Raw genomic sequence first — 19320 nt, 5'->3', positions numbered from 1 at the left:
TGTAAAGCCAATATTGCAGATTTTAAATCCATACTATCAGTTAGGTTTGTAATCCAATCTTAAGATCCGTTTATTTATCTTTGCAACCGTAATTAAAGAAGAGTATAGATCATGGCAAAAGGACCCGAAAAAAACACCAAAAATAAGGCTTTACATACCAAATTGCTAAATAGAAAGAAGACTAAGCTTCAAGAAGAGAAAAAAGAAAAAGCCTTACGTTTGAAAGCTTTGGTTACAAAAATGAATCAGAAAAAGAATAGTAACGAATCTGATGTCATTTAAATCACATTGTATTTCTTTTCTGTACTAATTTACCCGAAATTTGCAGCACATATTCAAACACAAAACCTATGGAATTCGGTAGAATAATTATTTCAGAAACAGCCTTTAATAGTGAGAACCTCCAAGATGTGATTCACTCTAATATTTCGGTAATCAACTTAATGCGTGAGGAAGGCGTGAACGATGATTTGATTCACGAAGATGCTATAATGAGTTATTATTTAGATTATTATACCTCACAATATACCGAAGGAAATTTTGCTCAGTTTGTATACAATTCCGGTTGGGATGCAGCACTAAACGAATTAATCGAAGAAGGTTTGGCTTTGATTGGCGCCGAAAAGCATTTGGAATTGTTCCAACAGCAATCCAAAAAAGTAAAACTAATGAGCAGTGTAAAGCTCAACAAATTCTTGAAAGGGAAATTGGAAGGCGTAAATCCTATTCGAGATTTGCTTAACAACGATACTTTCTTCGAAATAGAAGAAAATCTAATTACTTTGAATGCTACTTTCTTAAAAACCCACCCAGATTTCGAAGTCCTTTCTGTAGACGACATGTTTGCAACCTTAGAAGAATTTGTAGGTCATGAGATTAAAAGAGAATAACTAAGTCAAAAGTCTTAAAGTTTTTTTGTTTTGTAAGCAGTTGTCTTTTCAACATGTTAATTTCAAAATATAGAGGTGTAAAAATTACGTTATATTTTAGCGTTTGACTTTATCACTTTTGACTTTAGACTTTTCATCAAAACTTTGTCCCATTTCTATCAAACATTTCCTTAAATTTGCTTCCATTATTATAAAAGTTAGCGTTAAAAAAATCAAGCTATGTTACAAATCGCATTTATTAGAGAGAATCAAGAAAAAGTAATCAAGGCTTTGGCAAAGAGAAACATCGATGCTACGAGTGTTGTTGAAGAAGTGGTACAACTGGATGAAAAACGTCGCGCTACGCAAGTGGAGCTAGACAACATTTTATCCGAATCTAATAAATTATCCAAAGATATTGGCGAATTGATGAAAGGCGGAGAGAAAGCGAAAGCCGCAATTCTAAAAGAAAAAACTGTTTTAAACAAAGAAAAAAGCAAAGCTTTAGCGGAAACGGCTGATGCGCTTGCCGCTGAACTTTTAGAAAAATTATATACTTTACCCAATCTTCCTGCTGATATAGTTCCTGTTGGAAAAACGCCGGAGGAAAACTTGAACGTTTTTGAAGAAGGAGAGATTCCAGTTTTGCATGAAGGAGCGCAACCGCATTGGGAATTAGTAAAAAAATACGACATCATCGATTTTGAACTTGGAGTAAAAATCACAGGCGCAGGATTTCCGGTGTATAAAGGAAAAGGAGCACGATTACAACGCGCCTTGATCAATTATTTCTTGGATAAAAATACGGCTGCAGGGTACAATGAAGTTCAGGTGCCGCACATGGTAAATGAAGCATCTGCTTATGGAACGGGACAATTGCCGGACAAAGAAGGGCAAATGTACCATGATAAAACCGATGATTTATATTTAATTCCAACGGCTGAGGTTCCGGTAACGAATTTGTTTAGAGATGTAATCTTAAACGAAAATGAATTACCCGTTTTAACAACGGCCTATACACCATGTTTCCGTAGAGAAGCAGGTTCTTATGGCGCACACGTTCGTGGATTGAACCGTTTGCATCAATTTGACAAAGTAGAAATCGTTCGTGTAGAGCATCCTGATAAATCATACGAAGCTTTGGACGGAATGGTAGAACACGTTAAAAATATATTACAGGAATTGAAATTACCATACCGAATATTGCGACTTTGTGGTGGCGATATGGGTTTCACTTCAGCTTTGACGTATGATTTCGAAGTTTTTTCTACGGCGCAAGATCGTTGGTTAGAAATCAGTTCAGTTTCTAACTTTGAGACTTTCCAAGCCAACCGTTTGAAATTGCGTTTCAAAGACAAAGACGGAAAAAACCAATTGGCTCACACCTTAAACGGAAGCGCATTGGCTTTACCAAGAGTTTTGGCAGGAATTTTAGAAAATTACCAAACTCCGGAAGGAATTGTAATTCCTGAGGTTTTGCGTCCGTATTGCGGGTTTGATATTATAAACTAAAAATCTTCAACAGATAAGTCATATAATTTTTTGTAAAATTATATGACTTATCTGTTTAAAAAAGAGATGTTTGACGAAACAAATTGCAATTGAAACAATGAAAAAACTCTTTCTACATATTACCCTGTTTTTTTCATTAGTTTGTTTTTCACAAAACGAACAATTAGCGCAGTATTATTATGACAAAGGCGATTTTGAAAAAGCAAAAATCAGTTATGAAGAGTTGCTGCAAGAGATTCCGTTAAACTCCCAATATTTTTTAAGAATAATAGACTGTTCGCAGCAATTGCAACAATTTGAAAGTGCCGAAAAAGCCATTCAAGAACGACTTGACAAGTACAATCAAGGGAATCTTCTGGTGGAATTAGGGTATAATTTTCAGTTGCAAAAAAATGATGCCAAAGCTAAGATTTACTACGATCAGGCATTAGACCGAATCAGAAAAAATCCAAATGAAGTCTACGGAATTTCAAATGCTTTTGAGAGAAAAGTGTTGCTCGAATATGCGCTGAAATCCTATCAAACTGCTACAGAACTAGAACCGAATTTTAATTTCAATTATCAAATAGGGTTGCTTTACGGTCAATTGTCTAATATGGAAATGATGATTTCCACCTTTCTGGACGAAGCGTTTGCGAATCCTCAAAACTCCATTAGAATCCAAAATCAACTGGTTCGTTTTATGGTTGATGAAGGTGACGCAAACTTCAATGAAATATTACGGAAAGCGCTGATTTTAAGAACCCAGAAAAATCAAGACCTCTTTTGGAATCATTATTTGAGCTGGTTTTATGTACAGCAAAAAGAGTTCGAAAAAGCTTTTATTCAGGAAAAAGCCATTTACAAACGTAATCCGGAATCGCTTGCCAATATTGTAAATTTAGGGCAACTGGCTATTGAAGAAGAGAATCAGGAAGCGGCTAAAGAAATTTTGGGATTTGTATTGGAAAACACACAAGATTTAGAATTGCTGATCCAAGCGAATTCTTATTTGGTAACCATGAAAATTGAAAAAGCATCCGAAAATGACTTTGCAGCCATCAGCACAGAATTAGATGGTTTGTTGAAACAATTCGAAATAAGTCCTTTTACCTTATCTTTGCAGCTGATTCAGGCACATTTCACGGCATTTAAATTGAAAAAACCGGAAGAAGGAAAAGTAATAGTTAAGAGAGCGCTGGAATTGCAATTGAATGATTATGAAGTGGCTAATGCCAAAATGGAACTGGCAGATATTTTGCTTTACGAAGAAAAATTCAACCAGGCTTTGATCTATTATTCACAGATTGAATTGGATTTGAAGAATGATGTAATGGCACATGAAGCCAGTCTGAAAGCAGCAAAAACCAGTTATTTCAAAACCGATTTTGCGTGGGCGTTGAAACAATTTAAGGAATTGAAATCAGCCAATACGCAGTTGATTGCGAATGATGCTTTGGAATATTTTCTGTTAATCAATGACAATACTGTTGCTGATTCGACACAAACGGCTTTAAAGCAATTTGCCAAAGGAGATTATCTGTTGTATCAAAACAGGAATCAGGAAGCGGTAGCACAGTTTCAGACGATTTTGAAAAACTATAAAGGACAAGAAATAGAGGCTGTAACCTTGTTGCGATTAGGGAAAATATATGAAAAGAAAGGTGATTTTGCTTTGGCTTTAAGCCAATACCAAATGATTATCGACCAACATAGCGACGGAATTTACATAGACGAAGCGTTGTATTTTTCGGCAGAAATATATAACAAGCAATCGTTACCTGAAAAAGCGAAGCCACTATATGAAAAGGTATTGTTCAATCATCAGGACAGTATTTATTTTGTGGAAGCCAGGAAAAAATTCAGACAATTGCGAGGAGATACTAATTTGTAAAAAAGTTTAACTGTTTAATTGTCGAATCGATTAACCAGTTAAACAATTAACCAGTTAAACAAAAAAAATGATATTATATAACGTTACCACAAACATACATGAAAGCGTTCACGATCAATGGATGATTTGGATGCAATACAAACACATTCCCGAAATTTTGGCTACAGGAAAATTCTCTTCGGCAAGAATGGTACGGGTTTTAATTGAAGAAGAAATGGGCGGAGTAACCTATTCGGTTCAATATGCAACGGACAGCAAAGAAACTTTGGAGAAATATTACCAGGAAGATGCACCGGCTTTTCGCGAAGAAGGATTAAAATTATTTGGAGACAAAATGCTTGCTTTTAGAACAGAATTAGAATTGATTGCAGATTTTTAGAGTCATTGCAAGGAACGAAGCAATCACATTCAGATTGTCGTTTTGAACCACAATCTTGAAGTCGCAATCTGCGATCTCCAATTTGAAATAAAATACACTTTGTGCCTTAGTGCCTTCGTGGCAAAACAAAAAACATGGAAAAAGTAACAGCCAAAAAACACCTCGGACAACATTTCTTGAAAGATGAAAGCATTGCAAAAGACATTGCCGACACGTTGAACTTAGAAGGATATGATGATGTATTAGAGATAGGTCCGGGAATGGGAGTTTTGACAAAATATTTGTTGGATAAACCGGTGAACACCTACGTTATAGAAATCGATACGGAATCAGTGACGTATTTGGACCAAAATTATCCAAAATTAAAAGACAGAATCATTTCTAAAGATTTCTTAAAATACAATATCAACGATATTTTCGAAGGGAAACAATTCGCTATTATTGGGAATTTCCCGTATAATATTTCGACACAAATTGTGTTTAGAACTTTGGAATACCGCGATCAGATTCCGGAATTTGCGGGAATGTTCCAGAAAGAAGTGGCACAACGTATTTGCGAAAAAAAGGGAACAAAAGCCTATGGAATTCTGTCAGTTTTAGTTCAGGCTTTTTATGATGCGGAATATTTATTTACGGTTGATGAAAATGTTTTTATTCCGCCACCAAAGGTAAAGTCAGGAGTTTTACGTTTGCGCAGGAAGAAAGATTACAGTTTGCCTTGCGGCGAAAAATTGTTTTTTACGGTAGTGAAAACGGCTTTTCAACAACGACGCAAAACGTTACGAAATAGTTTAAAAACCTTAAATTTGTCGGATAGTTTGAGAGAAGATGAAATTTTCAACCTTCGACCAGAACAATTAAATGTAGAGCAGTTCATAGCACTCACCCAAAAAATAGAAGCCGATGGAGTTTAAAATCAGCAAAGAATTAATTCAGGAATTAGAGCAACTCATTCAAAGTAAAGACGACCAGCAACTGGGAGTGTTATTGAATGATATGCATCATGCTGATATTGCTGAAATTCTGGATGAGCTTGATTTTAATGAGGCGACCTATATTTTTAAAGTATTAGACAGTGAAAAAACCGCCGAAATTCTTCTGGAACTGGAAGATGATTTGCGGGAGAATATATTAAGCAGGCTTTCGGCAAAAGAGATTGCAGAAGAATTAGATGAGCTGGAAACGAATGATGCAGCCGATATTATTGCGGAGCTTTCACAAGATTTGAAAGCCGAAGTAATATCAGAGCTTCAGGATGTGGAGCACGCCAAAGATATTGTTGACTTATTGCGTTATGACGAAGACACCGCAGGTGGAATCATGCATAAGGAATTGGTTAAAGTCAATGAAAATTGGAATGTACTAACCTGTGTGAAAGAAATGCGCATTCAGGCCGAAAATATCTCCAGAGTCCATTCTATTTATGTGGTGGATGATGAAGACCGATTGAAAGGACGTTTGTCCCTCAAGGATTTATTGACCACTTCTTCCAGAACACCAGTGAGCGATGTTTACATCCGAAAATTAAACTCGGTTAAAGTAGATACAGAAGATGTTGAGGTGGCACGAATCATGCAAAAATACGATTTAGAAGCCATTCCGGTAGTGGACGAATTAGGTCGCTTAGTGGGCCGAATCACCATTGATGACATTGTAGATGTAATCAAGGATGAAGCCGATGAGGATTACCAGTTGGCAGCAGGTATCTCGCAAGATGTTGAAGCGGATGACAGCATATTTGAACATACAAAAGCACGATTACCTTGGTTGGTTTTGGCTCTTTTGGGTGGTTTTATCTCCGTAAAAGTACTGGGGTTATTTGAAGGCGCGATGCTCGAACATGGAAATTTGTTCTTTTTTACACCACTTATTGCCGCAATGGCAGGAAATGTTGGGGTACAATCATCAGCAATTATAGTACAGGGTTTGGCTAACAATACGTTGAGCGGATCCTTGTTTAATAGATTGGTCAAAGAAGTGTCATTAAGTTTATTAAACGGACTGATTTTGGCTACGATATTGTTTTTAGGAAGTCATTTTCTGTTGAATGTCGAATTGATCATTGGCGTTATTGTTACTATAGCATTGATGTCGGTAATTATTATTGCATCGTTAATAGGAACTTTTGTTCCGTTATTGTTGGATAAATTTGGAATTGACCCAGCATTGGCAACCGGGCCGTTCATCACAACCAGTAATGATATTTGCGGAATTCTAATTTATTTTTCGATAGCAAAAATGATTTTGGGGTTTTAGGAAAGCAAAGAACAAAGAGAATAGAACAAAGAGGAAAAAAATTAAAAGGCAGAATTTCAAAAGGTTATTTTAATTTTTGTGAAGTAAAACGGAACAGAAATTAAAGAAAAGTTGTAAATAATTTAAAATAAATTGGATTCAAATATTTTATACAGAATCTAAAAAAATAATCAAAACTAACACTTTCCCATATTGGCTCCCTTTCCTTTGGAGAGGGTTGGGGAGAGGAAAAACCACAACCAGCATGAAAGTACACATCATTGGCGGCGGAAACTTAGGTGTTTCTATCGCATTAGGACTATCAAAATTTTCACCAGAAAATCAAGTTACCGTAACTAGAAGAAACACATCAAGCATTCTTTATCTTGAAAAATTGGGCGCTAAGGTTTCCACTAATAACATCCATCAGATTCAGGAAGCCGATGTCATTATCTTGACCATAAAACCGTACCAAGTAGATACCGTTTTAGCCGAAATCCTTCCGGTAATTTCAAATAAAATTATCGCTTCGGCAGTGAGTGGATTGTCCATAGAAAATTTACAAAACAAAATCGGTGCTGCTAATAGTGCCATCCGAATCATGCCTAATATTGCGGCACAGTTTGGCGCATCAGCAACCTGTATTGCGTTCCACGAAAAAGACAAAGAGAAAGCACAAGATGTAGTTTCTCTTTTTCAGAGTTTGGGAACCGCTCCTATTATTGACGAAAAATTAATGGATGCAGCAACCGTTCTTGCGGCTAGCGGAACTGCTTTTGCGTTGCGATACATTCGCGCATCGATGCAAGCCGGAATCGAAATAGGATTTGACTGGCAGACCGCATTAGCCATTTCAGCACAAACTGTAAAAGGAGCTGCCGAAATGCTGTTGGAAGAAAAAGTACACCCGGAACAATTAATTGACCGTGTCACCACACCACAAGGTTGTACCATAGCCGGATTGAACGAAATGGAAATGCATGGATTCAGTTCGTCTTTGATACGAGGAATCAAAACTTCATTGAAACAAATCAAGGGATAAACGTCATTTGGGCGTGCCCTCATTACAAAAAGGGTCTTCTCAGCGTAACGTTGAGAGGACCCTTTTTTGTAATGAGGTCTGGCTATTCGCGCTACTTCGGTAGCTAGCTGCTATCCTTCACGCGAACCCGATTGATATTGTATTCAGTTTTCTACATCAGCAATCATTCGCGATAGCTTTGTTTGTAAATTCATTTTTATTGTATGTATTTGTAAATAATTTATTGTCAAGTCTTTAGTGTTGCTGTATTTTTAAAACATGCGTATATTTACAGTTGCCTGCAATGCGCATACGAACCAAAATACAATATTGTGAAACCGAAAGTAAAATGAAATCACATGAAAAAATTAATACTAATTCTCATCATATTTCTTTTTGGATTTTATAATGGTTACTCTCAAAAAGTGTTTGACACACATATCCACGGAGAGACAAATCCTGATATTCAAATGCAACAATTAGAAACTTCAGGTGTTTACAAAGCTGCAATCAGTTCTTCATGGGATTTGCAAAATACATATCGAAATAAATTCAAAATTGAATTATTACATGGGTTAATGTTGCCATGTCCAAATGGGAAAGTGCCATATAGCAACCAGCTTTGCTTTGCAAACGGAAAGGAATTACCTGATATTAAATGGGTAGAACAGCAAATTAATAATGGTAAAATTGATTTTATTGGAGAGGTATTAAGCCAGTATTATGGGATTTCACCATCGGATAAATTGTTATACCCTTACTATGCGTTAGCAGAAAAATACAATCTACCGGTTGGCATTCATACAGGTTTAGCAGGTCCAAATCATGGATTTCCAAATTTTAGAGTTGGTTTAGGTAGTCCAATCTTAATGGAAGATTTAATACTGAAATTCCCAAAATTAAAAATTTGGATAATGCATTCCGGCTATCCTTTTATCGAGGAAACGGTTGGTATTATGAGCGTTTATTGGAATGTATACACAGATATTTCTGTTATTGCAAATCCAGACAATATTCCTTACAAAGATTTTTACACCACAATGAAAAGATTAATAGATGCAGGTTTGGAGAACAGATTAATGTTTGGATCCGATAATGGAAATATTAAACAAATGATAGAGTCTGTAAATAAACTTGATTTTTTATCTTCGGAACAAAAAGAAAAAATATTTTATAAAAATGCAGAACAATTTTTTAAAATGCCCCCAAAAAATTAAAAAACTTGCTTCGTAAATTTTTTACCTAAACTTCGTAAATATCGATATTTCATTTTAGTATAAAACATTCAAATAAATCCTATATTTGAAAAAAAATTATTATGAAAAAACTACTGATTTTAACACTTATTCTAATTTCAAGCTATACCGTAAGTGCACAACAAAATAAACAAAAACAAGTGCTCAGACATGTTGTTATGTTTGGTTGGAAACCCGGTACAGATGCAGTAGCAATTGACAAAGTGGTAACTGCTTTTGGGAACTTGGAGCATAAAATCAAATTGATCAAAGCGTATGAATGGGGAATTAATAACAGTCCTGAAAACTTGAATAATGGTTTGACACATTGTTTTGTCTTGACTTTCAACAGTGAAGCTGATAGAGATGCGTATTTGATTCATCCGGATCACAAAGCTTTTGTGGCTGTTTTGAGTCCGGCACCAGATAAAGTTACCGTAGTTGATTATTGGACTAATAAGTAAACAGAAATCGAGTTAAAAGATTAAAGAACAAGTACAGACTAAATGAAAAAAGTAATAATAGTCCTGATTTTAGCATTCAATCTAAATGCAAATGCTCAAGAAGTACCCGTTGAAAAATCAATTTTTGGAATACAAACCGGATTTGGAGTACACACCGGAATTTGGTTTAACAATGAAAGCAAATTGTCAAGTAGCATCGCATTACGAAGTGAAATTGGTCTTGAGAACGATTTTACGGTTGGAGATCATTACGATGGCGCCGGTTTTATTTTGCAACCGGTACTAACAGTAGAACCAAGATATTATTACAATCTGGAAAAAAGGAATGCAAAAGGTAAAAAAACAGTCAATAATAGCGGCAATTATGTTTCAATCAGAACAAGTTATCACCCAGACTGGTTTGTAATTAATTTAGCGGATAACGTAACCAAAACGGCTGATTTAGCTATTGTTCCCACTTGGGGTTTAAAACGCCAAATAGGAAATCATTTCACTTATGAGACTGCTTTAGGGTTTGGGTATCGTGTGGTGTATTTGAAAGAGAATTCAGTTAATGGTAATGTGCAGAATGTAGATGGAGCGTATAATAGAAATCAATACATTCCTTATTTGCATATAGGAATAGGATATACCTTTTAGGAAAATAGAAAGCGATCAGAGATTTAGATTATGTTACCGATATACAAATAAAAAGGCTGTTTTTGGACAGCCTTTTTTGATTTTATATTGTATGATTAAGAATTTTTTTCTAAATATTTGATAATTTTTTTATACAGTTTAATTGCAAAATAGAGAATTACAACTAAAAAAAACACTGTAAATAGTTGCCATAAAAGTAGACCAAAGCTAAAATCGTTAATTGTTTTTTCCATTTTCAAAAATAAGTAAAAAATTACAAAACTAAAAAGGTTAGATTGATTTTAATTTATTTAATTAGGTTGTGCTTATTTTACTTTAGCAGGTTTCAAATTAAATTTTAACCATAAGAAACCAATGGTTCCGGCAATGAATGAAGCAATTAGAATCGCAATTTTGGAATACGTGATTACTTCTTCACCATCATTTTTAAACGCAAGGAGTGTAATAAAAATAGACATTGTAAAACCTATTCCGCCCAGCATTCCTGCGCCTAGAATACTGCTCCATTTTAGATCTCTTGGCAGCGTACAAATTCCTAAACTAACCGCCAGTAGTGAAAACAACCAGATTCCCAATGGTTTTCCCACAACAAGCCCTAGCATAATTCCAATTGTGTTGGGATGATTCAATCCCTCATGCCAATCTGAATTTATGGCAATGCACGTATTTGCTATGGCAAACAAAGGAAGAATAAAAAACGCCACTGGTTTGTGTAAAAAATGCTGTAATCGGTACGAAGATGTTTTTTTGCCTCCATTTCCAAAAGGAATTACAAAGGCTAATAATACTCCGGTTATTGTCGCATGCACTCCTGAATTTAGCATGAAATACCACATCGCTGCTCCACCAATCAAATAAGGAATAAGACTGTGTACTTTTCTTCGGTTCAGGATAAACAAACCACCCATAATAGCAAAAGCGATAAATAAATTTAGATAAGCAATAGTGTCCGTGTAAAATATGGCAATTACCATAATAGCGCCTAAATCATCGATTACGGCAAGCGCAGTCAGGAATACTTTCAAAGATGTAGGAACACGATTTCCTAAAAGTGACAGGATTCCAATAGCAAAAGCAATATCTGTCGCCATAGGGATTCCGGCTCCATTTTGTGTGATAGTTCCAAAATTAAACAGTAAAAAGATTCCGGCAGGAACAACCATTCCGCCCAAGGCTCCAAAAATAGGTAAAGCCGCATTTTTTATACTGGATAGTTCTCCTTGATACATTTCACGTTCTAATTCTAAACCAATGAGTAGAAAAAAGATAGCCATTAAACCGTCATTGATCCAATGTGTTATGGAATGGCTGCCAATATTGGTTTCCCAAAATGCAATATATTCGGTTTGAACGGGAGAATTGGCTAATAAAAGAGAGAGTATTGTTACAAAAAGTAATAAGAGTCCACCGGCTTTTTCGCTTTCGAAAAAAGCGTTGAATGTTTTCGTTAATTTCATTTTTCGGTTTTCATTTATTATAAGCATACGATTTATAATAAAAATTGAGAATGCTAATTTACGATTTTATGAGCTAATTTTCTTTGATAAAACAATAAACCGTAATTTTTTTGTTAATTTGAAGTATTAAAAAAGTACATTTTATGGACATCAAAATCCTTCATATCGATAGCAATAATTCCTTACTTTGGGATCAATTGCAGCATTCTGGATTTATAAATCACAGCGATTTCACCTCGTCAAAAGAGGAAATTGAAGCCAAAATTCAAGAGTATCAGGGTATTGTTATCCGAAGCCGTTTCAAGATTGACAAAACATTTTTGGACAAAGCCACTAATTTACAATTCATTGCGCGCGTTGGAGCCGGATTAGAAAGTATCGATTGCGACTATGCAGCATCCAAAAACATTACGCTTATCGCTGCTCCGGAAGGAAATCGAAATGCTGTTGCCGAACATACATTGGGAATGATTTTATCCCTTTTTAATAAATTGAATGAAGCAGATAGTGAGATACGCTCCGGACATTGGAACCGTGAAAGCAACCGCGGTCATGAACTCGACGGAAAAATAGTTGGGATTATAGGTTACGGAAACATGGGAAAATCATTTGCTAAGAAACTCCGTGGTTTTGATGTTGAAGTCCTTTGTTATGATATTCAGGTAAATGTAGGCGATGTCAATGCAAAGCAGGTTTCATTAGCAGAATTCCAGCAAAAAGTAGATGTAGTAAGCCTGCATATTCCGTGGACTCCCGAAACGGATAAAATGGTTGACAGTGATTTTATCAATGGATTCACCAAACCTTTTTGGATTATAAATACCTCTCGTGGCAAGAATATTGTCACTGCCGATTTGGTTGCCGCTATGCAATCCGGTAAAATTCTCGGAGCTGGTTTAGATGTTTTGGAATACGAGAAGTTGTCATTCGAAACACTTTTTCACGATAAAAATACTCCTGAAGCTTTTCAATATTTGTTGAAAGCTAAGAATGTGATTCTGAGTCCACATATTGCTGGTTGGACATTCGAAAGCCATGAACGATTAGCGCAAGTAATCGTTGATAAGATAAAAGCAAAGTATTTTGGTCAAGCCAAAGATACCGAGCTGGAAAAACGCGTTACGGGAATTGGCGGTTTCTTTTTTAAATCAAAAAATCCAAAAGAATTGGTAGCTTGGTACGGCAAACACCTGGGTTTAAAAACGGATCAATATGGTTCCACTTTTTGGTGGAAAGACAAAGATGGAAATGATTGTTCTACTCAATGGTCGCCATTTGCAGATGACACTGCTTATTTTGCACCAAGCGAGAAACAGTTCATGCAAAACTTCAGAGTGGATGATTTAGAAAAATTATTAGAAAAATTATCGGATGAAGGTGTAACAATTGTGGGTGATATGGAGACTTATGAGTATGGAAAATTTGGATGGATTCTGGATGTTGAAGGGAATAAGATAGAACTTTGGGAACCAATCGATAAAGCATTTCAATAAATTTTTAATATTTACTAACTTAAATTTAACCAAACCAAAATGGAAGAAATCGTACAAGAAACTTGGAATACTCCAAGGAAACCTATTCCAGTATTTAAAGTAGATCCAGTATTAGTATTAATTTTTGGGTTTTTAACCTGTGGATTGTATTTAATCTATTGGAACATTAAAGTTGCAGAAGTTTTTAATGCAGTTTCTGAGCGAGAAGTTATCTCACAACCAATTGCCATATTTGCAGGTTGTTGCTATCCTGTAAATATTTATTTCTTTTATTTAGCAGGTAGAGACGGACTTCCGGATGTATATCATAGATCTGGTTCAGCCCAAAAAGACGATACAGTTTTGTTACTTATTTTAGGGCTTTTCTTTCCAATGATTGCTGCAATGATAGTTCAAAATGACATCAATAAATTATACAATTAATACTAAAGATAAACGTAAAATTTACGGAATTATAGGCGCAGTTCTAACGCTTATGATTCCGTTTTTTTTAATGTTTTTCAATGGAGATAATCATCTTGAGACGGATCAGTCTTTGTGTCCTTTTAAAATGATTACTGGCTTTCCATGTCCAGGTTGTGGGATTACAAAATCATTGGTTTATTTTTATCAGGGAGATTTTTACAAGAGCGTTAGCTATCATATATTGGGTCCTTTTGTAATTGTGTTTAGTGTTGTCAGTATTTTTGTATTGACCATGGAATTGATTACTAAAAAGGAGTATTTTAATACTGTTATGTATAATAAAAGACTGGCATATGGTTTGGGTTTTTTCCTTGTTGGATATCACATCGTAAGACTTATTTTCTTTATAAAAAACAATTCTTTAGATTCCATTTTGAAAGAATCTATCTGGAGATAAACTAAACATAAAAAATCCCGTCTCGTCCTAAAAAGACGAGACGGGATTTTTTATATGTTTCAACTTTTTATTAATCGTCTTTGTCATTTAATTTTCGTTCCAGTTCAGCCTGAAACTCTTCCATTACGGGCTTCATGGTGCTTTCCGGAATATCTGCAATTCTGATGTACATCAATCCATCGACAGCATTGTTAAACAATGGATCTACATTAAAGGCTACTACTTTTGCGTTTTGTTTGATGTATTTTTTAATCAAAACCGGCAAACGCAAACTTCCGGGTTCCAATTCGTCAATAATTTTATCAAACTTATTCAAATCCGATTCGGTTTCGTTAAAAATGAAATCTTTGTCGGCATCTTTTAGTTTTACTTTATACGCTTTCTTCGGGTGAATATACTGCGCAATATACGGATCATAATAATTGGACTTCATGAATTCAATCATCAGTGATTTCGAAAAATCTGAAAATTGATTGCTGATACTCACGCCACCCAGTAAAAATTTATGTTCCGGGTAACGCAATGTTGTGTGCATAATCCCTTTCCAAAGCAGGAAAAGAGGCATTGGTTTCTGTTGGTATTCTTTAATGATGAAGGCACGACCCATTTCTATGGATTTGTGCATCATATCATATAATTCAGGTTCAAATCGGAATAAGTCGTTGAGGTAGAAACCATTTATTCCATACTTCGGATAAATTTCTGAACCCAATCCCATTCGGTACGCACCCGCAATTTTATTGGCATCAGCATCCCATAAAAAAAGATGATGATAATATTGGTCGTGTTTGTCTAAATCAATAGGTTCGTTTGTCCCTTCGCCCACTTCCCTGAAAGTGATTTCTCGAAGACGGCCAATTTCGTGCAAGATGTTAGGAATCTTAGATGCTCTTGCAAAGAAAACTTCGTAATTTTTACTTTGTAAAAGTCGGCAATCTGTGCTGCGTAACGCATCAACTTCCTTGATCATTTTGTCCTGACTTGCGGCTGTAACAATTTTCTTTGGACTTTTAGGAATTTTTAAAGTGGGTGTCGGCAAAAAGTTGCTTTCTTTTTCGAAAGGATTCGCTAACATATAGGTTTTCTTTCTCAAAAATTCCGAATATTCCTCAATCGTAGCATGTTCGTTTTGTTCGCTTACGGAAATTGGTTTACCGATACGCACTTTAATCACGCGATGTTTCTGGCTAAACACTTCCGAAGGCAGTTTTGCTGTTCTAAAAGTGCTGCTTATTTTAGAAAGCAAATAAAATAATCGACTGTTTTTTGCGTGAAAATAAATAGGAACAACAGGTACTTGTGCTTTTCTAATTACTTTGATAGCGCCTTCTTCCCACGGTTTGTCTACCATTAATTTTCCGTCTTTGTACGTAGAAACTTCTCCAGCTGGAAACATTCCTAATGGTTTTCCGTCGCTTAAATGACGCAGGGTTTCTTTAATTCCCACCACGCTTGATTTGGCATCCCTATGGTTTTCAAAAGGATTCACCGGCATAATGTATTTCTTGAGAGGCTCAATGCGATGCAAAAGAAAATTGGCAATAATTTTAAAATTTGGTTCTCTTTCGAGCATTAATTTCAACAATAAAACACCATCAATTCCTCCTAGCGGATGATTTGAAATGGTGATATAAGCGCCTTCTTTTGGCAATCGTTTTAAATCCTCTTCCGGAATTTCAAATTTTATTTGTAAATCATCTAATATTCCATTTAAAAACGCAACGTCTTTTAAATGTTTATTTCTGTCGTACACTTTGTTTAAGGTTGATATTTTTAGCACCTTCATCAGCATCCAGCCAGAAAAAGTCCCCAGAACTCCGTACTTGTCTGCATTTATTGCTTTTGCAACTTCTTTCGCGGTTACTAAACCCATGTATTTTTTGTTTTTTTAGAGCAAGAAACAAAGATAGCAAAAAACTCCATTTTCTCTATTTTTCTGAATCAAACTTCTACTTTTTTGTTACATTTGAAATCCACATTCAAACAATATAATTTTTTCCGAGAAAATAAAAAAGTGGGTTCCTGACAACCGCAGGCAAAAAATAATTTTTCGGAAGAAATTCAAAAAACACTTTAATGAGAATTATTTCATACAACGTAAACGGAATCAGAGCAGCCATTTCAAAAGGATTTATTGACTGGTTGCAACACGCAAATCCGGATATTATTTGCCTTCAGGAAATTAAGGCAACCGAAGACCAAATCCCAGTCGAAGATATAGCAAAAGCGGGCTATCCGTACCAATATTACTATTCAGCAACCAAAAAAGGCTATAGCGGCGTGGCTATACTTTCAAAAATTAAACCCAATAATGTGGTTCATGGAACCGGAATTCACCACATGGATTTCGAAGGAAGAAACCTTCGCGCTGATTTTGATGGGTTTTCTGTGATGAGTTTGTACCTGCCATCGGGGACAAATATCGATCGATTGGATCATAAATTCATGTTTATGGATGATTTTCAAACGTACATCAACGAACTCAAAAAAGAAACGCCAAACCTAATTATCTGCGGGGATTACAACATTTGCCACGAGGCAATCGACATTCATGATCCTATCAGAAACAAAAATGTATCCGGGTTTTTACCCCAAGAAAGAACTTGGCTCGATGGATTTATGAAGTCCGGATTTGTCGATAGTTTTCGCCATTTCAACAGTGAGCCGCACCAATATTCATGGTGGAGTTACCGCGCCGGAGCCAGAGGAAACAACAAGGGTTGGCGCATCGATTATAATTTAGTCAGCGATTCTTTAAAACATAAATTAAAAAGAGCCGTTATTTTATCAGATGCGGTGCATTCGGATCATTGCCCAATTTTGGTAGAAATCGAATAATCTGGAGCAATTTCCCGTCTCGTCCTAAAGACGAGATTGCAATCTTGTTGTTTTTAAAGAAAAAACAACAAGGATTTTCACTTTTATCGGGGCTAGGGCATTCGAATGCAATTTGAATTTTTGCTTTCAAAAGAACAATAGAAACAACATAAATACCATCAAAATGATTAAAAGAGTTTCCATCGGATTATTAGTATTGGCGCTTTCAACCTCCTGTGTATCTAAGAAAATATACAACGACTTAGAAAGTAAATTCACCGATTTAAAAAAAGAAAACAGAAATTTAGCAGATGAAAATACCGATTTGCTAAAAGCTAAAAACCAATTAGAATTAGATCGCGACGGTTTAACATCAGATTTGAGCAAATCCAAAGCGGAGCTGGATAAATTGAAAGCAGATTACGCAGCGGCTCAAAATAAATTTAAAGTCTTGCAGGATTCCTACGCCGCTTTAGAAAAAAATAGCAGCGACGCTTTACAAAGCAACATGAAGAAAAACCGTGATTTGCTGGATCAATTAGACGAGAAAGGAAAAGCATTGGCATTAGAACAAGAGCGATTGAGCAAAAGCGCACAACGTTTGCAAGAATTAGAAGATTTGATTGCTGCCAAAGAAGCCAGCATGAAAAAACTAAAAGAAACCTTATCTAAAGCCTTGAACAGTTTTGAAGGAAAAGGGTTGACAGTGGAACAAAAAAACGGAAAAGTGTACGTTTCTATGGAGAACAAACTACTTTTCAATTCGGGAAGTTGGGCTGTAGGCTCCGAAGGGAAAAAGGCAGTAATTGAAGTTGGTAAAGTTTTGGGTGACAACCCGGATATATCAGTTCTTATTGAAGGTCATACGGATGATGATGCGTTCACAGCTTCAGGACCAATTGCGGATAACTGGGATTTATCGACCAAAAGAGCGACAGCAATTGTTGCTATTTTGAGCGAGAACAAAAAAATCAGCAAACAAAATTTAACGGCCGCCGGAAGAGGAGAGTTTTCGCCTTTAGCAAGCAATTCAACCGCCGAAGGAAAAGCGAAAAATCGTAGAATCGAAATTATTCTTACACCGAGATTAGACGAAATTTCTAAAATGTTGAACGAGATAAATTAAAAAAGAGTAAAGTTTCAAAGATAGAAAGGTTCAGAGTTTATGCTTTGGACCTTTTTTGGTAAGAATAAATTCTCAACCGCAAATTCTCAAATTTCATCTTTCGATTGAAGGTTTTTAATTTGCGAATTAGCGGTTTTATTTTTTTAAATATCAGCTTTAATCTTAAATAAACGTTTCTCAATTTTCTGTTAACTGTCAATCTAAACAACAAACTAATTTTATCTTTGTTTTCGAAAATAAAATAAAATTTCCTTAAAAATGAAATATACTACTTTACCCAATACTGATGTGAAAGTCAGCAAAATTTGCCTTGGAACCATGACTTTTGGACAACAAAACACAGAAGCTGATGGTCACGCCCAAATGGATTATGCCTTAGAAAAAGGAATCAATTTTTTTGATACTGCTGAGATGTATTCGGTTCCATCGCGTCAGGAAACCTACGGAAGTACAGAGAAAATCCTTGGAACCTGGTTTAAAAAAACAGGCAAAAGAGAAGAAATAGTTTTGGCATCCAAAATTGCCGGACCCAATCCTAATTTTGGTTATATGAGAGAGAAATTAGATTTCTCACCAGCCAGTATCAAGTTTGCATTGGATCAAAGTTTGCAACGCTTACAAACAGATTATATAGATGTGTACCAATTGCATTGGCCGGAACGCAAAACCAACTATTTTGGACAACGCGGTTTCAAAGTGCAGGATGATGCTTGGGAAGATAATATTCACAATGTATTGGAAACATTAGATGGTTTTGTCAAAGAAGGAAAAATAAACCACATCGGACTTTCTAATGAAAACCCTTGGGGAATCATGCGTTTTCTGGAGGAAAGTAAATACAACAATCTGCCAAGAGTAAAAACGATTCAAAATCCGTATTCGTTATTGAACCGACTTTTTGAAAATGGTTCTGCTGAAATTTGCCTAAGAGAAAATGTTGGTTTATTGGCCTATTCACCGATGGCTTTTGGGGTTTTATCCGGTAAATTCCTTACTGGTGAAGATCATCCAAATGCCAGAGTCAAGTTGTTTCCGCAGTATTCCAGATACAACAGCGCACAATGTACCGAAGCCACTCGATTGTATCAGGAAATCGCCAAGAAAAACGGACTGACTTTAACGGAATTGTCTTTGGCATTTATAGAACAGCAGCCTTTTGTAACGAGCACGATTATTGGCGCGACAACATTGGAACAATTAAAAGAAAATATTAATACGATTCAAGTGTCACTTTCGGATGAAATTCTAAAAGCGATTGATGAAGTTCAGGCCGTGATTCCAGATCCGGCACCGTAAATTAAGAAACCTTGTCAGAGTTCTAAACTCTGATAGGGTTAT

Annotated in this window: 19 protein-coding genes; 17 read left to right on the top strand and 2 right to left on the bottom strand. The window is 35.8% G+C overall.

Going from position 1 to position 19320, the window contains the following annotated elements; genetic code table 11:
• Positions 1–111: 111 nt before the first annotated feature.
• The 11 genes from QLS97_RS01740 to QLS97_RS01690 all read left to right on the top strand — a co-directional run bounded on the left by QLS97_RS01740 (position 112) and on the right by QLS97_RS01690 (position 10227).
• The gene (locus tag QLS97_RS01740) at positions 112–282 is read left to right on the top strand and encodes a hypothetical protein (protein WP_282713964.1); all 171 of its coding nucleotides are present in this window, start codon (positions 112–114) and stop codon (positions 280–282) included.
• A gap of 68 nt (positions 283–350) precedes the next feature.
• Entirely contained in the window at positions 351–890 is a 540-nt protein-coding gene (locus QLS97_RS01735) for a DMP19 family protein (RefSeq protein ID WP_282713963.1), read from the top strand.
• A gap of 219 nt (positions 891–1109) precedes the next feature.
• Positions 1110–2381 carry a serine--tRNA ligase gene (gene serS, locus QLS97_RS01730; protein ID WP_282713962.1) on the top strand — a complete coding sequence of 424 codons (1272 nt, stop codon included), beginning with the start codon at positions 1110–1112 and terminating at the stop codon, positions 2379–2381.
• Positions 2382–2478: 97 nt separating this feature from the next.
• The gene (locus QLS97_RS01725; RefSeq protein WP_282715519.1) at positions 2479–4254 is read left to right on the top strand and encodes a tetratricopeptide repeat protein; all 1776 of its coding nucleotides are present in this window, start codon (positions 2479–2481) and stop codon (positions 4252–4254) included.
• A gap of 67 nt (positions 4255–4321) precedes the next feature.
• Positions 4322–4633 (top strand): DUF4286 family protein, encoded by a 312-nt coding sequence (locus tag QLS97_RS01720; RefSeq protein WP_282713961.1) that lies wholly within the window; start codon positions 4322–4324, stop codon positions 4631–4633.
• A gap of 134 nt (positions 4634–4767) precedes the next feature.
• The gene (gene rsmA, locus QLS97_RS01715; protein ID WP_282713960.1) at positions 4768–5547 is read left to right on the top strand and encodes a 16S rRNA (adenine(1518)-N(6)/adenine(1519)-N(6))-dimethyltransferase RsmA; all 780 of its coding nucleotides are present in this window, start codon (positions 4768–4770) and stop codon (positions 5545–5547) included.
• Positions 5537–6889 (top strand): magnesium transporter, encoded by a 1353-nt coding sequence (gene mgtE / locus QLS97_RS01710; protein WP_282713959.1) that lies wholly within the window; start codon positions 5537–5539, stop codon positions 6887–6889. The genes rsmA and mgtE overlap by 11 nt, the downstream gene beginning before the upstream one ends.
• A gap of 244 nt (positions 6890–7133) precedes the next feature.
• Positions 7134–7910: a pyrroline-5-carboxylate reductase gene (proC, locus tag QLS97_RS01705; protein WP_282713958.1), complete on the top strand. Its 777-nt coding sequence runs from the start codon at positions 7134–7136 to the stop codon at positions 7908–7910.
• Between the two features lie 338 nt (positions 7911–8248).
• Complete coding sequence (locus QLS97_RS01700; RefSeq protein ID WP_282713957.1) at positions 8249–9106, top strand: amidohydrolase family protein; 858 nt, start codon at positions 8249–8251, stop codon at positions 9104–9106.
• A 101-nt stretch (positions 9107–9207) separates the two neighbouring features.
• Complete coding sequence (locus QLS97_RS01695; RefSeq protein WP_282713956.1) at positions 9208–9588, top strand: Dabb family protein; 381 nt, start codon at positions 9208–9210, stop codon at positions 9586–9588.
• A 42-nt stretch (positions 9589–9630) separates the two neighbouring features.
• A complete protein-coding gene (locus QLS97_RS01690; protein WP_282713955.1) occupies positions 9631–10227 on the top strand; it encodes a hypothetical protein in 597 nt (198 codons plus the stop codon).
• A 305-nt stretch (positions 10228–10532) separates the two neighbouring features.
• On the opposite strand, the gene nhaA is transcribed toward QLS97_RS01690, so the two are convergent.
• Positions 10533–11684, bottom strand: a complete 1152-nt coding sequence (gene nhaA / locus QLS97_RS01685) for a Na+/H+ antiporter NhaA (protein WP_282713954.1) — start codon at positions 11682–11684, stop codon at positions 10533–10535.
• Between the two features lie 143 nt (positions 11685–11827).
• Between nhaA and QLS97_RS01680 the strand changes: the two genes are divergently transcribed.
• Genes QLS97_RS01680 through QLS97_RS01670 form a run of 3 tightly spaced genes read left to right on the top strand, consistent with a single transcriptional unit; the run spans position 11828 to position 14039 of the window.
• Positions 11828–13177: an NAD(P)-dependent oxidoreductase gene (locus QLS97_RS01680; RefSeq protein ID WP_428831764.1), complete on the top strand. Its 1350-nt coding sequence runs from the start codon at positions 11828–11830 to the stop codon at positions 13175–13177.
• Positions 13178–13216: 39 nt separating this feature from the next.
• Positions 13217–13600: a DUF4234 domain-containing protein gene (locus QLS97_RS01675; protein ID WP_131991013.1), complete on the top strand. Its 384-nt coding sequence runs from the start codon at positions 13217–13219 to the stop codon at positions 13598–13600.
• The gene (locus QLS97_RS01670) at positions 13575–14039 is read left to right on the top strand and encodes a DUF2752 domain-containing protein (protein WP_282713953.1); all 465 of its coding nucleotides are present in this window, start codon (positions 13575–13577) and stop codon (positions 14037–14039) included. The genes QLS97_RS01675 and QLS97_RS01670 overlap by 26 nt, the downstream gene beginning before the upstream one ends.
• 70 nt (positions 14040–14109) lie before the next feature.
• Here QLS97_RS01670 and QLS97_RS01665 read toward each other — a convergent pair whose 3' ends face one another.
• Positions 14110–15912 (bottom strand): GNAT family N-acyltransferase, encoded by a 1803-nt coding sequence (locus tag QLS97_RS01665; protein WP_282713952.1) that lies wholly within the window; start codon positions 15910–15912, stop codon positions 14110–14112.
• A 203-nt stretch (positions 15913–16115) separates the two neighbouring features.
• On the opposite strand from QLS97_RS01665, the gene QLS97_RS01660 reads away from it, so the two are divergent.
• From QLS97_RS01660 to QLS97_RS01650, 3 genes are all read left to right on the top strand, one after another.
• Entirely contained in the window at positions 16116–16877 is a 762-nt protein-coding gene (locus QLS97_RS01660; protein ID WP_282713951.1) for an exodeoxyribonuclease III, read from the top strand.
• A gap of 163 nt (positions 16878–17040) precedes the next feature.
• Positions 17041–17982 carry an OmpA/MotB family protein gene (locus tag QLS97_RS01655; protein WP_282713950.1) on the top strand — a complete coding sequence of 314 codons (942 nt, stop codon included), beginning with the start codon at positions 17041–17043 and terminating at the stop codon, positions 17980–17982.
• Between the two features lie 258 nt (positions 17983–18240).
• Complete coding sequence (locus tag QLS97_RS01650; protein ID WP_282713949.1) at positions 18241–19278, top strand: aldo/keto reductase; 1038 nt, start codon at positions 18241–18243, stop codon at positions 19276–19278.
• The last annotated feature ends 42 nt before the right edge of the window (positions 19279–19320 follow it).

This window comes from Flavobacterium yafengii (genome assembly GCF_030010375.1).
Taxonomy (GTDB): Bacteria; Bacteroidota; Bacteroidia; order Flavobacteriales; family Flavobacteriaceae; genus Flavobacterium; species Flavobacterium yafengii.
The sequence above is the reverse complement of the archived record's forward strand: the minus strand, read 5'-3'. Positions and strand labels throughout refer to the sequence as shown.